This is a genomic window from Sulfurovum aggregans (genome assembly GCF_055385215.1).
Genome location: NZ_AP042387.1, coordinates 60,285 through 75,472 on the forward strand (window position 1 = coordinate 60,285; position 15,188 = coordinate 75,472).

A 15,188-nucleotide genomic window follows, 5' to 3' on the forward strand; every position below is an offset into this window, starting at 1 on the left:
GAGGCATAACAATACAGTATAGCAAGGCACTTTTAAGACGGAAGTCTGAGGCAGGCTTTGTACAGAATAAAAGGATGTAAAATGCCGAAGCTTGGAAAACTTCTTGCGGTATTGCTTTTTTTAGGATGTACTTTTTCTCTTTGGGCTGAGAATATCTCAGCATACAAAGTCAATATCAGTATAGAACAAAGCGGTGAGCTCTCTATTGTGGAATTGATAGAATATGATTTCGAAGGGGCTTCCAGACATGGTATCTTCCGTGATATTCCTTTTACGGTAAAGGTCAATGGAGTTGTCAAAGACCTGGGATTTCATAATTTCTCTGTCAAAATGGACAATAAAGGGGTGGAATGGTCAAAATCCATTATGAATTCCACCCATGCCGGAAAAGTGATCCGTCTTAAAATCGGTTCTGCAAACCGTTATGTCACTGGAAAACATCTCTACAGAATCGCTTACCGTGTTAAAAAAGGTGTTCTTCCTGCAGCACAGAATGAAGAGAATGATGCAATACGGTGGAATATCGTTGGTACAGGATGGAAAATACCCATCAGAAATATTGAAGCCGATCTTTTTCTCCCTGATGCACTGGACCAGAGCAGGATAGCACTTTCAACCTATACCGGAAGTTACGGCAGTACAACATCTTCTGCTCAAAGCAGTTGGATCACACCAAGACACCTGCAGGTAAAAGTACCGATGCTGCATCCATATGAAGGTGCCACTATTGAGCTGGCATATCCTGCATATACTCTGGATCAGAATGGACTTGAAAATGTCAAAGCATCATTTTTGGACCGTTTTCTTGGCATCTGGCACTGGGGTGCCCTGATAGGTTTTCTAATCTATTTTTACCGTACCCTGGAACGTCATACAGGATTTGCAGACAGGCGATCTGTCGCAGTACAGTATGGACCTCCGAAAGGTTTGAGTCTGTTGCAGTCCGGGCTCATCCTGGATAAATTTGCCGACAATAAGGATTTTGCAGCTGCAGTACTGGAGCTTGCACAGCTTGGATACCTGGAGATACATCATGAAGAGAAGAAGGTCGATCCTCTGCTGAAACGTACAGAGAAAACAGCAGAAGATCTTACTTCAGATCAGAAATATCTGCTGGAACATGTTTTGTTTAAAGGTACAAAAAGTTTTATCATGTCAGGAGGATCAGCTTCAAAGGCACAAAAGCTCCAGAACGGATTTAAACATATTGAAGAAGATCTTTATGTCTGGTCTGTAGCTGAGGGTTATATGAGTGAAAATCCAAAAAAAGTACGTAATGCATTCCTGCTGAAAAGTATTTTGTTGCTTCTGCCTGTACTTGCTCTGGTCTTTTATACCTTTTATATCCGATTTGGTGTTGATGTGATCTTCATTCTGCTCTTTCCTGTTGTTTTTATCGGTACTGGTCTGGCGATCGCCTTCGGACAAAAGGGCTGGGCATCGAAGATCATTGGATTTGTTTTTGCAGCAGCCGGAGCAGGACCTGCTATAGGACTACTGGGGTCGACTATGTCCCTGAAAGACCTTCTGGCTGGTCCGTTCGGTATTTTTCTGTTCCTGCTTCTGGCTCTCTTCTACACATACAGGAAAATAGGGAAATATACACAAAGGGGTGCATATGCCCATAAACATCTGTTGGGTTTCAAAGAGTTTGTAGAACGGGTAAAAGAGGATGAGATCAGAAGACGTTTGAAACTGGATCCTCTTTATCTTGAAAAAACACTGCCTTATGCTGTTCTTTTCAATGAGACGGAACACTGGCTCTCTTTTTTCCCTTTGTTGAATGTATCGGCACCCTACTGGTACCATGGGGATATATCCGATATAGATTACTTTGCTTCCAGTTTTGACAGTGCTGCAACTCCTCCTTCCACAAGCAGCAGTGGAGGAGGTGGATTTTCCGGAGGGGGCGGTTTCTCCGGAGGCGGAGGAGGAGGCGGAGGGGGTGGTTCCTGGTGACCCTTCCCTCTCTCACTTTCTTTTCTTGAAAATATGACAATATGACATATTTTTAATGTTCTTTTTTAAATCACTATAAAATACTACTATAAAACAATAAAGAATTTTTCATGTACCAAAAAAAGAAAGAACGTTTTTACATCACCGATCTGATCGAAGATCCTGCTGTTCCCTATCCGGCATATTATGTCTTGAGCAGTTCCATGCTTAAAAATGAGATGTTGCAGGATGCGATCATAGCATTGCACAGTTTTGATCTTTCCTGTTATGAGACAGCAAAAAGCTATAAAGATATTTTTGCTATGTTCTACTCCGGAACATTTCCTATTTATAAAGAAAAATATATTGTAGGATATTTTGGAAATAAAATGATGTACCTGGAATCAAACGGATGGAAGGGTATGCCGGCTACAGAGGATATATTCAAGCTGGAAAACTGGCTGGTATTTTAAAACAGAAAGAGGATAAATTCCATAAATTACAGAGATCTTTTTTAATTAAGACTAATTTTATCTTATTTAGCTATACTTCTACATATCTTAGGTATCGATATAAACTTTTTATTCTTCCTCCTTTTGTAAAAAGCGTTGTATCGACTACCCTCGAACACACCCATGATCAAGTCGGTACCTAAGATAATCTCACTTTATTCCATCACTGATCCAAAATTTCTTTTCTCTTTTTTTTAGTGTATACTTATGGTCAATTTTATATAATTGCAAGTGATCATATCAGATAAGGAATCATAATGAAAAAATTACTTATGGGATTAGGCTTTTTAATACCATTTACACTTATGGCGGAAATACCCACAGAACAAAAGGTTGTTTTTGACTGTGCCAGTGATGATATGGATTATGTAAGTTCCCGTATGTGGCTCATAGCTGAAACTGCTAAAGAATTTGAAGAGAAAAACATCCCTTACAAGATGGTACTTACGATCCATTCCGGATGTACAGAAATTATCTCGAAAGAAGCTGCAAAAGAGGATGAGACCATACAGAAGATACAAAAAAGAGTCACAGAACTTTCAAAAAAATACCATGTATCCATAGAAGCCTGTAAACTGGCAATACGGAGCCATGATCTTAAAAAAGAAGATATTCTCCCCGTTATCAGTACAGTACGGAACTCCATTACACGTGTCATAATGCTGCAGACTGAAGGCTATGCTGTGATCACCTATCATTGACAGGGAAGTGTATCTCCCCATCTGTAGTAAAATATGGGGAGATGTGGAAAGATATAAAGGTGATTAAGAGATATGTACCTCTATTTCACCGTTTTGAACATCAAACTCAACATTTGATCCTTCAACGACTTTGTCTTCAAGTATCAGTTCAGCCAATCTGTCCTCTACTACTTCATATAAAGCTCTTTTAAGCGGACGGGCACCATATACAGGATCAAAACCGGCTTCAGCAATATATGCTTTTGCCGCCGGTGTCAGTGTGATATTGATATCACGCTCTGCAAGTTTTGCCTGGATACTTTTGAACAGAATATCCACAATATTTGTAATCGCTTCAAGATCAAGCGGATTGAAGATAACAATATCATCCAGACGGTTGAGGAACTCCGGTTTGAAGTTTCGTTTCAACTCATCATTCACGGCTTTTCTTCTGTCTTCAGGATCTCTGAACTCCATGATCTTGTCTGATGCGATATTCGATGTCATAATGATGATCGTATTTTTAAAATCAACCGTAACACCTTTGTTGTCTGTCAGACGACCGTCATCCAGCACTTGCAGGAGAGTGTTGAACACATCCGGGTGTGCTTTTTCTATCTCATCAAAGAGAACGACTGAGTATGGTTTACGGCGTACCGCTTCGGTGAGCTGACCACCCTCTTCGTATCCTACATATCCTGGAGGTGCACCAACCAGACGGCTTGCTGCATGTTTCTCCATATACTCACTCATATCGATACGAATAAGAGACTTCTCAGAGTCAAAGAGGAATTTCGCAAGTGTTTTGGCTACCTGTGTTTTACCTACACCTGTCGGTCCAAGGAACATGAAACTTCCTATAGGACGGTTCACATCACTGAGTCCGGCTTTGTTACGCTTGATAGCACGGGCAACAGCTTTCAGTGCCTCTTCCTGCCCTACTACCTCTTCTTTGAGGATACTTTCGATCGCAAGGATCTTCTCTTTTTCACCCTGGAGCATTTTGTTGACCGAGATACCTGTCCAGCGGCTTACGATACTGGCGATCATCTCTTCATCTACAGAATTCTTGAGCAGCGTGCCCTCTGCCATCATTTGTGCCCACTTCTCTTCCAAAGTTTTAAGCTCTTCCTGTTTTGCAGGTATCTGTCCATACTCGATCTCGGCAGCCTTGTTGAAGTCACCTTCGCGTTTGACCTGCTCTGCCTGATTTTTGAGTGATTCGATGGCAGATTTGACCTCGGCTATCTGGTTGAAGACCTCTTTTTCATTGTCGAACTGGTTTTGAAGTGAAACACGCTTCTCTTCAAGATCAGCCAATTCTTTCTCTATCTCTTCAAGACGTGCAGCATTTTTTTCATTCTCTTCCATTTTAAGGGCTTCTTTTTCTACCTGAAGCGTACTTATCTCACGTTTTGCTTTGGAGAGGTCTGTCGGTTCACTCTCTATCTGCATTTTGAGTTCAGCTGCTGCTTCATCTATGAGGTCTATGGCTTTATCCGGCAGGAATCTGTCTGTAATATATCTGTCAGACAATTTTGCAGCTGCTACCAATGCACCGTCTGTAATAATGACATTATGGTGTGTTTCAAGTCTGTCTTTGATCCCCCTGAGGATCTGCAGTGCTTCATTGATGCTCGGTTCATCAACTTTAACAGGCTGGAAACGTCTTTGAAGTGCCGCATCTTTCTCAAAATACTTTCTGTACTCTTTAAGCGTCGTTGCTCCTATGGTATGCAGCTCTCCACGTGCAAGTGCCGGTTTAAGGATGTTCGCTGCATCCATACTTCCCTCACTTGCCCCTGCACCTACAATAGTATGGATCTCATCGATGAAGAGAATAACATTGGCTGCTTCTTTGACTTCATCCACAACTGCTTTGAGTCTGTCTTCGAACTCACCTCTGTATTTTGCTCCTGCGATAAGACGGCTCATATCCAGAGAGATCACACGCATATTTTGCAGGCTTAAAGGTACCTCTTTATTTACGATACGTTGTGCAAGTCCCTCTACAATCGCAGTTTTACCTGTTCCCGGCTCTCCTATTAAGATAGGATTGTTCTTTGTCTTACGGATAAGGATCTGCATCACACGCTGCACTTCTTCATCTCTCCCGATGACCGGATCAAGTTCACCGTCCAGGGCTTTTTGGTTCAAATCTATACCGTACTGAGCCAGTGCCTCCAGTGTTTCATCTCCGCTCTGAGAGTCTATCTGTTTTCCTCCGCGAATGGATTCCAGTGTCTTTTTGAATTCGGATATATCCAGATACTTACCCAGAACATCCCTGATGAAACTCTCATTGGTATTGGCAAGCAGCCATGCATCCACGGCAAGATACTGGTCTCCATTTGCCGTCATTACACCTTCGGCATTCTGTAGTGAACGTACAAGGTTCTGTGAGAGCTTAATGTTCTCCTTTGTTACGGTGGAAACCGTTGGCAGTTTGTTGGCAATACTCTTTGCTTCCAACTCTATAGCAGCTTTGTCCACATTCATTTTATTCAGTGCCTGATGCAGAATGGAACTGCTGTTGGTAAGCAGCGCCCAGATAAGATGGATAGGTTCTACTTCCTGATTTTTATTATGCAGAGCAAGTGATACACCCGACTCTATCGCCCCTTGCATTTGATTGGTCAACTTCTCTAATATACTCATGACAACTCCTTGAAATCAATTAATTTGGATTATTATACAACTTTAGTCACTCTGTGTCAAGTTTCTTTCATAATTTTGCTTAAATATTGGAAAATACCGTCTTAAATCTAGCTAAATTTAGGTATATAAAGAAATATTCTAATATTTCTATGGAGGTAAGGATATTCATATTATAAGAATGCTTTATTAAACTTGGATTAACCCTGTGAATATACACTATGCAAAAGCGAGCTCTTATACGTTTTTAAATAAAATAATGAACTTATTCTTCATTCCTTAGGAAAAATATAATTATGATTAAAAAAAGTAAGAAAATTATTGTTACCGGATTACTCTCTACTTTAACAGCTGCCTATCTTTTCGGCAGTTTTGCCCAGGCTGAAAGTACTCCTGTAAAATCTACAGCAAAAGAGAAACTTCAAGCCTATATCAAATTTACTCAGATACTCAATGTAATAGAGAAAGAGTATGTGGATGAAGTAAACACTACAGCACTTATAGATAAGGCACTTAAGGGGCTTATGACAAATCTTGATTCCCATTCTACTTTTATGGATAAAAAATCATATAGGGACCTTACTGTTCAGACCAAAGGTGAATTTGGGGGACTGGGTATCTCTGTAGGTATGAAAGACGGTGCATTGACGGTGATCGCCCCTCTGGACGGAACACCTGCTTTCAAAGCCGGTATAAAGGCCGGAGATATTATTCTGAAGATAGATGACAAAGCGACTATAGGAATGAATATCGATGAGTCGGTCAAGCTGATGAGGGGTAAGCCCAAAACAGATATTGCCCTGACAATCATACGAAAAAAAGAGCCTAAACCTCTTGTAATCAAGATCACAAGAGATATTATTAAGATCCAATCCGTTTATGCAAAGACCATAGACAAGAATGTACTTTATATTCATGTAGCTTCTTTTGACCAGAAAGTTGTGGAAGGTGTAAAAAAAGCTGTTAAAGAACATCCGGAAACGGAAGGAATCATTCTTGACCTTAGAAATAATCCCGGCGGACTGCTTGATCAGGCGGTAGGCTTGGTTGATCTTTTTGTGGATGAAGGTATTATCGTCAGTCAAAAAGGAAGAGCAAAAGAAGAGAATATGGACTATAAGGCACATAAGGAAGAGAGTAATACCCGAACTCCTATCGTTGTTCTGGTCAATGGCGGATCTGCCAGTGCCAGTGAGATCGTCTCTGGTGCATTGCAGGATTTTCATCGTTCCATTATTGTAGGTGAAAAGACATTTGGAAAGGGATCTGTACAGATCGTTATGCCTGTAGGTGAAAATGAAGCACTGAAACTTACTGTAGCAAGATATTATCTTCCAAGCGGACGCACCATTCAAGCTGTAGGTGTAACGCCGGATATTATTGTGCATTCAGGAGAGATAGCACAGAAAGAGGATCCTCTCTTCCTCAAAGAACGTGATCTTAAAAAACATTTAGAGAGTGAATTAGAAAAAATAGAACCTAAAAAGAGTTCAGGATCTGACAGCAATACTACATCTGAGAATAATGATACAAAGATCGATAAAAATATCATTACTGAGGAACAGCTCTATAAAGATGCCCAGCTGAAAAGCAGTGTAGATATTCTAAAAGCATTAATTATCACAAATAAAGGAAAGAAATAATGGCAAAAGACACGCTTGTAAAACAATCATTGGTCTATGAAGGTAAAGCAAAGAAAATCTGGACGACAGAATATGAAGATCTTTATATTTCAGAGTTCAAGGATGACCTTACAGCTTTTAACGGTGAAAAAAAATCCAGCGAAGAGGGAAAAGGTGCACTGAACAATAAGATCTCTACGGAACTTTTCAAGTATCTTAATGACAAAGGTATTCCTACCCATTTTGTGGAAATGCTTGATGATAACCATATGTTACATAAAAAAGCAGAGGTGATTCTGATCGAAGTGATCGTCAGAAATATTGCTACGGGATCTTTAAGCAGAAATCTCGGTATAGAAGACGGGAAAGTACTTCCGTTCACTTTGGTGGAGTTCGATTACAAAAATGATGCACTGGGTGACCCGAAACTCAATGACCAGCATTGTCTTATATTGGAATTGGTCAAAGATACATCCGAACTTGACTATATCCGCTATATGGCCAGAAAGATCAATGGATTGCTTAAAGCTTTCTATGCAGAACGCAACCTTACACTTGTAGACTTTAAACTGGAGTTCGGGAGGGATTTGAATGACAATATCATTCTTATTGATGAACTCAGTCCGGATAATTTCAGACTTTGGGACAGTGAGAGTGGCGAAAAAATGGATAAAGACAGATTCAGAGAAGGATTGGGCGGGCTTAAAGTGGCTTATGAAGAGGTATTGAACAGAATACTCGGAACGAAATAGTTCTCAGACCGTTAAGAAAGATCAAAAATAATAAATTCAGGGAGAAAACAATAATGACAGCAACAGTAAATGTATTTTTAAAAGAAGGTGTTCTTGATCCGCAGGGAAAAGCAGCACACCATGCACTTGATTCTTTGGGATTTGACGGTGTAGAGGATGTACGTATCGGTAAACAGATCATCATTAAACTTGATACAACAGATAAAGCCAAAGCGGAAGCAGAAGTAAAAGAGATGTGTGAAACACTGCTTGCGAACACTGTGATTGAAGATTACACTATAGAGATAGCATAATGAAAGTTGCAGTACTTAGATTTCCAGGGACGAATTGTGAGTTCGATACCCAGTATGCTTTTGAAAAATTGGGACATACCACAGAACTTGTGTGGCATAATGATGATACACTGCCTGAAGATATAGAGCTTGTAGTCGTTCCTGGCGGATTTTCTTATGGTGATTACCTTCGTTCAGGATCTATTGCCAGATTTTCAAATATTATGAAAGCGGTGCAGGATCATGCAGAGAATGGCGGTAAAGTACTCGGTATCTGTAACGGTTTTCAGATACTTACAGAGGCGGGACTTCTTCCCGGAGCATTGAAACGCAACAATAACCTGCATTTTATTTCAAAATATCAAAAGCTTTGTGTCATCAACAATGACAATGCATTTTTGAACAAGTGTACAAAAGGTGAAGTACTCAATATTCCTATCGCTCATGCAGACGGGAACTACTACATCGATGATGAAGGATTCAAGAAGCTTGAAGCCAATGGCCAGATACTTCTTCGTTATTCGGATGAAGAAGGAAATCCTGTTGTTGTGAACGGTTCAGTCACTTCTATCGCAGGTGTATGCAATGAAGCTAAAAATGTATTTGGATTGATGCCTCACCCTGAGCGTGCATTAGAAATGATACTGGGTTCTGAAGACGGTATAAAGATGCTTAAAGGTTTTGAAGTATAATGTCATTTTCTCGCTCTATTTTGCTTATATGGGGGATCGTATTTGTCTTGACCACCCTGCTAAGCGCCCAGAACGAATATGAATATAGCTATATGCCTAAAAAGGTATATGAGAACCAGCTCTTTCCTGTAACAGTCATAGATACTACGCACCGTGAGGATCATCCACAATTCGAGTTTGATACATCAAGTGATATCCAGCCACTTTTCAAACAGCCTTTAGTGGTAAGCAACGGCAGTGACCGTTTTTATACGTTTTACTTCAAAGCATCTAAAACCGATGTTCATATTCCAAGACTTTTTATTGTATCTGACAGTCAGGATATTTCTCTTGACCCTCAAACCATCTCTTTGGGAACCCTTAAAAGCAGAGAAGATTTTTGCGCTGTACTCGCAGCAGATATGAAGATCAAGAATCATCAAGTCTCTAATTATGATGAAGAACACCATTTGGTAACCCTCTCTTTAGAAGCTTTCGAAGCGAATCTTGAAGATATGAAATTAAACCATGTAGAAGAGTACGGTATTGAACATCTCAAAAGGGATCATGCCAAAGTCGAGGCAGAGTTCTATGTCGTATTGCCCCAGGATCAAAAATTTCTGAAATTCACCTATTTTAATACGATCAAGAAACAGTATGTTTTTCTTGAAGTCCCTGTAGAACTTGAAGATGATTCTGTAACGACGCAGTCAGACCTGAATCCTAAAGAAGACAGTTTTGACAAACTGAAAAAATATACTTTTATTACCTTGGTACTTTTCTTCTTTCTGATGTTTTTGATCAGAAGAGATTTCTTTTATCTGGTCCTGGCTACTGTATCACTTATTACATTACTGACTTTTTATATACCACATAAACAGATATGTATCAAACAGGGGGCTCCACTCTATATATTGCCTACGAAAACAAGTACAATGAGTACAAAAGTAGATCAGAAATTCGATACGATGCTGCTGGGTGAACATGGTGATTTTAAGAAAGTGGAGTATAAAAAAGGAATTATAGGATGGATCAGGAATGAAGATCTTTGCGAAAATTAGATTTTACTGGGGTGCATTTGTAATTTCTTTCAATACGGCGGTTCTTATGATCCCCGCACTGATGCTGTTTGGAAAATACAAAAATACCATTGTACACTATATCAACAGCCTTACACTTGTAATGATGGGCGGAAAGTTGTCTCAGGAAGGCACAATGGATGAGAGTGCCGATATGTATGTGATGAACCATCAGGGTATCGTAGATATCATTGCGATGGAAGCATTGCAGAACCATCATCTCCGATGGGTTGCAAAAAAAGAACTTTTTGATACGCCATGGTTTGGAAATCTATTGAGGCACGGTGAAATGATCTCCCTTGACAGAGGGAACAAAGCAGGTCTGATAAAACTGATAAAAGATGTCAAAGAGTCCAGAGAAGTCAAACATAGACCTGTAGCTATTTTCCCGGAGGGAACAAGAGCAAAAAATCAGACTTTGCTTCCCTTTAAACAGGGAACAAAGATCATAGCAGAGAAATTGGGATTAAAAGTACAGCCTGTGATCATTACAGGAAGCAAATGGGTACTGAATGAACATGAAAGAACAGGACACAGCGGTACAGTACACTATAAGTTCCTGCCTACGATCGATGTCAGCAAAGCCGATGAGAACTGGTTTGAAAAACTGCATGATGAGATGCAAAAGGTAATAGACGATGAATATACTAACAATAATCGCAGTCGCTAGCGGCGGAGCAATAGGTGCAACATCAAGGTTACTCATCAACGGTATGGTCAACAAACATTTTGAACATGCTCTTCCTTTGGGAACTTTGGCTGTTAATCTCCTGGGGAGTCTGATCATTGGGATACTTTTTGCCTATTTTCATTTAAACACTTCCCTCTCTCCTCACATAAAGACTTTTATGGTCACAGGTATATTGGGGGCTCTTACAACCTACTCTACTTTTGCCATAGAAAGTTTTTTTCTATTGGAATCGGGACATTATACTCAGGCATTCAGTAATATGGCACTGAATGTCTTTGGTACGATCCTCATGGCGGGAATCGGGTATTTATCAATACTTCAACTTACAAAATAATCATTAAGGAAATTAAATTGTCAACATTAACTCAAGAGACAGAAAAACATATCAAAAAACTGGTGAACCCGCTTAAAGAAGAAGAGGAACTGCTTGCAGTACTCAAAGTAAAACTTACAAAAAAAGAATTCAAACTTCTGAAAGCATGGGCAGATGCAAGGTCACAGAAAGATATCCAGACAAGTTTAAACCTTGATGAAGAGCGTTATGGAGAACTTTCCGGTAAACTTATTAAAAAACTCAACCAGGAAAAACTCAAACAGGCAATGTGTATCGTGTAAGGTTTCATAACATTCAAAGTTTTTTTACCTTATTATATAAAAAGGTACTGCTGCTAACAGTAGTTGACCTGAAAAAAATAAAAGGATGAAGATATGATTGAGAAGAAAAAGATCAAAAAGTACATTAAAAAACAGATGGACAGTATGCTTAAAAAAGAGTTGAAGCAAGAGATCAAAAAGCACATTAAAGACTATAAAAGAAAAGAAAAAGAAGAACAGAAAAAAAGTAAGAAGAAATAGTTTTTAAAGAGAGTATTTGACCTTTTTGATATCAGTCGAGGAATAGACTGATATAAAGATCATTACTTCCAGGCTCTTGCAGCTCCATACTGTTTGTCGAATGCTTTCTGAGCAGATGGCCTTATTGTTTTATTTCGAAACACTTCTGTCCTCTGTTACAGTCAATCACTCTTCCTTAAATTCACACGCGCCACTATAGTCATCACAGGGGAATTCAATATATAAAGAATTTGCCAGATTTTCCGATACAAAATCCCAGTTAACAAGACTCCACCACTTTTCAAGGTATTCTGCTCTTGCATTTCTGTAATCTATATAGTATGCATGTTCCCAGACATCACAGGTAAGTAACGGAATATACCCATCCAGAAGTGGGCTATCTGCATTGGACCTTGCCTCAATGATCAGACTGCCATTTTTGTTGATACTCAGCCATACCCATCCGGATCCGAACAGACCTGCAGCAGTTTGCAGAAAAAGCTCTTTCAACCGTTCCATTGATCCAAAGTCACGTGCTATGCGCTCTGACAATATAGTTGAAACTTCACTCTTCCTGCTGTTTATACCGTTAAAATAAAAATCATGATTATAAACCTGGGAAGCATTATTGAAAATGCCTCCTTCAGATCTCAGAATGATCTCCTCAAGTGACAAATCCGTATAGTCTGTATCCTTGATCAGACTATTTAATTTATTTACGTAACCTGCATGGTGCTTACCATGATGATATTGTATGGTCTCTTTTGAAATATAAGGTTCCAAAGCATTTTCATTAAAGGGTAATTCCATCAATCTATGTATCATAACAACTCCTTTATATACTCTAAGTATAGTATGTATTTCTTCTTTAAATTTTAAACAGAAAGTATGTAATATCCGTGTAGTAGCATATTTGAATGGAACCTACTGTTCTAAAAAGTGCTGATTTTCCATTTCACTATTCGGGTTAATGAACTTATCATCATAAAGGAAGTAGAATAGAATATAAAGTAGATATTTCTAAATCATAAAGAGGAGGATCTATGGCTACACTACAATCATACGGCGCAGCTGAGGTCGTTACAGGTTCCTGTCATCTGCTCCAATTGCAATGCGGGACAAACATATTGGTAGACTGCGGAATGTTTCAAGGGGCGGTGGAAGACCTTAACCAAAACCCTTTTGGCTTCGATCCTGGAGATGTGGACTTTCTTCTTATCACTCATGGACATCTTGATCATGTAGGACGTATACCTAAACTGGTTAAAGAAGGATTTAAAGGGACTATCGTCACACATCGCTCAACTATGGATTTGGCGGAAGTAGTTATGATGGACAGTGCACATCTCATGGAAGAAAGTTATAAAACAGCTTACAGAAAAGCGCAACGTCGCGGTGAGGAAAAAAAGGTAAGGAAACCTCTTTACAAAAAACATGATGTACGTGCTGTCTATCGTTGTTCAATAATCTACACTACTTACAATGAGAAGATCGATCTTGGGAACGGAATCTCTGTTGTCTTCAAAAATGCCGGGCATATTCTTGACTCGGCTGTCATTCAAGTGATGTTTGAAGAGGATGGAGCGAAAAAAACAGTTGTTTTCAGCGGAGATCTTGGTAATGAGGATGATCTTGTCATGCCCTCCCCTGATATCGTTGAAGAAGCAGATGCCCTTTTTATAGAATCAACTTATGGAGACAGAAACCATAAAGGGGTTAAAGAGAGTGACCTTGAATTAAAACATGTGATACAGAAAACATTCCTGAATGAAGGGAATGTCCTTATCCCCTCTTTTGCCATTGAACGTACACAGGAGATACTATGTCTGCTTAAACAGATGTATGACAGAGGTGATCTCCCTGCATGTCAGATCTTTCTTGATTCACCTATGGCGATACGTGCAACAGAGATATATAAACGATATCACGAAGAACTAAGTAAGTGCTGTAACGATTTTTTGGAACGTGATGGCACTATTTTTGATTTTCCATATCTGCATTATACACCCGAGGTAAAAGACTCCATAAAGATCAATGATGAAGATTCCCGGTGCATTATCATTGCTGGTGCAGGTATGTGTAGCGGCGGCCGTATACTGCAACACTTTAAACATCGTCTCTGGAATGAAAAGAATGCACTTGTTTTTGTAGGGTATCAAGTAGAGGGTACACTGGGACGAAAACTTGTAGATGGTGCCAAAAAGATCAAAGTATATGGTGAGGATATCATCGTTAAGGCAGAAGTATATACTATTAACGGATTTTCCGCACACGCAGATCAAAATGGTCTTATAACCTGGATGGAAAATTTCAAAAGATTGGATAAAATTTTTCTCGTTCACGGTGAAAGAGATAAACAGGAGATCTTCCAAAAAGAGATAGAGCGTCGTTTACACAAAAAATCGCATATCGTCAGACATGGAGAGAAGATAGGGATATGATCTTCTCACTTTTACTAGAACACCTCTGAATAACCCTGGGCACTCAGAGGGCTCAATAGTATCAATCTATAGGTACATACACCAATACATCTGTTGGTGTTTCTCTCAAGATGAAAGAAGCCATACTTCCAAGCAATATATTAAAGCCTGCTGTACCTCGTGAACCGACAACCACAAGATCGTATGAATTCTTTTTTATATATTGAAGCAGCACTTCTTTGCTGTCGGTTTCTCCATCAATTACTTTTCCTTTGTTTACAGAAACTTCTTTCATTAACTCTTTTAAATCTTTTTTTGCACACGCTTTTGCAACATCATTATACTGTCGAAGATCACGACCTACTACAAAGTAAGGACCATCCATATAAATTGTTTCGGAAATATGGACTATATCAATTTTGGAAGCAGGAAAAATATTTTTTGTAAATAAAATACTCTGTTTTGACTGTATTTGAAAGTCCGTTGGAGCCAAAATATTTTTATATGCGCCTTTTACTCTGTTCTTTACAACCAAAACCGGCAAATGACTTCGATGTGCTACTTTTTGCGCTGTTGAACCCAAGAAACTTTTTCTTTTTTTGGCCTTTGTATGAGCCCCTATAACAATCATATCTACTTTGAGTAATTTTGATTCATAGAGTATGACATCATCAGCATCACCTTCTTTTAGAAGAACAAAACAAGGTACTTTTCTATCAGAGTTCAATGTTTTTATCTTTTTTTCTATCTTCTTTTTGATACCCTTTGTATCAACTATTATCTTTTTTGAACTAAAATAATCTGGTACAGATAACCAGGGTGTTTGTATCGCTTGAACAATAAACAATTCAGCTTTATTCTCTTTTGCCAACATAAACGCTCTTTTTAAAACATTGTCTGATTTTGCAAAAATATCTATTCCAACCATAATTCTTTTTAGATTTTTCATGATTTATTCACCTTTTTATCAAAATTAAATACACCTAACTTCTCAGCATCTCTTTATATTCTACTCCTTAAAAGTTAACAGTCGAACTCAACTCATTAATGATAATATTTATC

The 15,188-nt window shown here is 39.0% G+C and carries 16 protein-coding genes; 13 read left to right on the plus strand and 3 right to left on the minus strand.

Features of this window, described 5'->3' with window-relative positions:
* Nucleotides 1-81 precede the first annotated feature (81 nt).
* The 3 genes from ACZ48W_RS00260 (at nucleotide 82) to ACZ48W_RS00270 (ending at nucleotide 3,151) form a co-directional block, all read left to right on the plus strand.
* A complete protein-coding gene (locus ACZ48W_RS00260) occupies nucleotides 82-1,959 on the plus strand; it encodes a DUF2207 domain-containing protein (protein ID WP_464828764.1) in 1,878 nt (625 codons plus the stop codon).
* Nucleotides 1,960-2,069: 110 nt separating this feature from the next.
* Nucleotides 2,070-2,411, plus strand: coding sequence for a hypothetical protein (locus ACZ48W_RS00265; RefSeq protein WP_464828765.1), 342 nt, complete (start codon nucleotides 2,070-2,072; stop codon nucleotides 2,409-2,411).
* Between the two features lie 296 nt (nucleotides 2,412-2,707).
* Nucleotides 2,708-3,151: a DsrE family protein gene (locus tag ACZ48W_RS00270; RefSeq protein ID WP_464828766.1), complete on the plus strand. Its 444-nt coding sequence runs from the start codon at nucleotides 2,708-2,710 to the stop codon at nucleotides 3,149-3,151.
* Nucleotides 3,152-3,214: 63 nt separating this feature from the next.
* Here ACZ48W_RS00270 and ACZ48W_RS00275 read toward each other — a convergent pair whose 3' ends face one another.
* Nucleotides 3,215-5,788, minus strand: a complete 2,574-nt coding sequence (locus ACZ48W_RS00275) for an ATP-dependent Clp protease ATP-binding subunit (protein ID WP_464828767.1) — start codon at nucleotides 5,786-5,788, stop codon at nucleotides 3,215-3,217.
* Between the two features lie 293 nt (nucleotides 5,789-6,081).
* Here ACZ48W_RS00275 and ACZ48W_RS00280 point away from each other — a divergent pair, with 293 nt between their 5' ends.
* The 9 genes from ACZ48W_RS00280 to ACZ48W_RS00320 all read left to right on the plus strand — a co-directional run bounded on the left by ACZ48W_RS00280 (nucleotide 6,082) and on the right by ACZ48W_RS00320 (nucleotide 11,727).
* Entirely contained in the window at nucleotides 6,082-7,428 is a 1,347-nt protein-coding gene (locus ACZ48W_RS00280) for a S41 family peptidase (RefSeq protein WP_464828768.1), read from the plus strand.
* Nucleotides 7,428-8,159: a phosphoribosylaminoimidazolesuccinocarboxamide synthase gene (purC, locus tag ACZ48W_RS00285; RefSeq protein ID WP_464828769.1), complete on the plus strand. Its 732-nt coding sequence runs from the start codon at nucleotides 7,428-7,430 to the stop codon at nucleotides 8,157-8,159. Before ACZ48W_RS00280 ends, purC begins: the two co-directional genes overlap by 1 nt.
* Before the next feature lie 53 nt (nucleotides 8,160-8,212).
* Nucleotides 8,213-8,452, plus strand: coding sequence for a phosphoribosylformylglycinamidine synthase subunit PurS (gene purS, locus ACZ48W_RS00290; protein WP_464828770.1), 240 nt, complete (start codon nucleotides 8,213-8,215; stop codon nucleotides 8,450-8,452).
* Nucleotides 8,452-9,123: a phosphoribosylformylglycinamidine synthase subunit PurQ gene (gene purQ / locus ACZ48W_RS00295; protein ID WP_464828771.1), complete on the plus strand. Its 672-nt coding sequence runs from the start codon at nucleotides 8,452-8,454 to the stop codon at nucleotides 9,121-9,123. Before purS ends, purQ begins: the two co-directional genes overlap by 1 nt.
* Entirely contained in the window at nucleotides 9,123-10,163 is a 1,041-nt protein-coding gene (locus tag ACZ48W_RS00300; RefSeq protein WP_464828772.1) for a hypothetical protein, read from the plus strand. The genes purQ and ACZ48W_RS00300 overlap by 1 nt, the downstream gene beginning before the upstream one ends.
* Entirely contained in the window at nucleotides 10,141-10,851 is a 711-nt protein-coding gene (locus ACZ48W_RS00305; RefSeq protein WP_464828773.1) for a lysophospholipid acyltransferase family protein, read from the plus strand. Before ACZ48W_RS00300 ends, ACZ48W_RS00305 begins: the two co-directional genes overlap by 23 nt.
* Complete coding sequence (crcB, locus tag ACZ48W_RS00310; protein WP_464828774.1) at nucleotides 10,820-11,206, plus strand: fluoride efflux transporter CrcB; 387 nt, start codon at nucleotides 10,820-10,822, stop codon at nucleotides 11,204-11,206. The genes ACZ48W_RS00305 and crcB overlap by 32 nt, the downstream gene beginning before the upstream one ends.
* Before the next feature lie 17 nt (nucleotides 11,207-11,223).
* Nucleotides 11,224-11,487: a hypothetical protein gene (locus ACZ48W_RS00315; RefSeq protein ID WP_464828775.1), complete on the plus strand. Its 264-nt coding sequence runs from the start codon at nucleotides 11,224-11,226 to the stop codon at nucleotides 11,485-11,487.
* Nucleotides 11,488-11,580: 93 nt separating this feature from the next.
* On the plus strand, nucleotides 11,581-11,727 hold the full coding sequence (locus ACZ48W_RS00320) for a hypothetical protein (RefSeq protein WP_464828776.1): 147 nt from the start codon (nucleotides 11,581-11,583) through the stop codon (nucleotides 11,725-11,727).
* A gap of 165 nt (nucleotides 11,728-11,892) precedes the next feature.
* On the opposite strand, the gene ACZ48W_RS00325 is transcribed toward ACZ48W_RS00320, so the two are convergent.
* Nucleotides 11,893-12,531: a superoxide dismutase gene (locus tag ACZ48W_RS00325; RefSeq protein ID WP_464828777.1), complete on the minus strand. Its 639-nt coding sequence runs from the start codon at nucleotides 12,529-12,531 to the stop codon at nucleotides 11,893-11,895.
* A gap of 218 nt (nucleotides 12,532-12,749) precedes the next feature.
* On the opposite strand from ACZ48W_RS00325, the gene ACZ48W_RS00330 reads away from it, so the two are divergent.
* Nucleotides 12,750-14,147 carry an MBL fold metallo-hydrolase RNA specificity domain-containing protein gene (locus ACZ48W_RS00330; protein ID WP_464828778.1) on the plus strand — a complete coding sequence of 466 codons (1,398 nt, stop codon included), beginning with the start codon at nucleotides 12,750-12,752 and terminating at the stop codon, nucleotides 14,145-14,147.
* 61 nt (nucleotides 14,148-14,208) lie between these two features.
* On the opposite strand, the gene ACZ48W_RS00335 is transcribed toward ACZ48W_RS00330, so the two are convergent.
* Complete coding sequence (locus ACZ48W_RS00335) at nucleotides 14,209-15,075, minus strand: universal stress protein (protein ID WP_464828779.1); 867 nt, start codon at nucleotides 15,073-15,075, stop codon at nucleotides 14,209-14,211.
* Nucleotides 15,076-15,188: the final 113 nt, after the last annotated feature.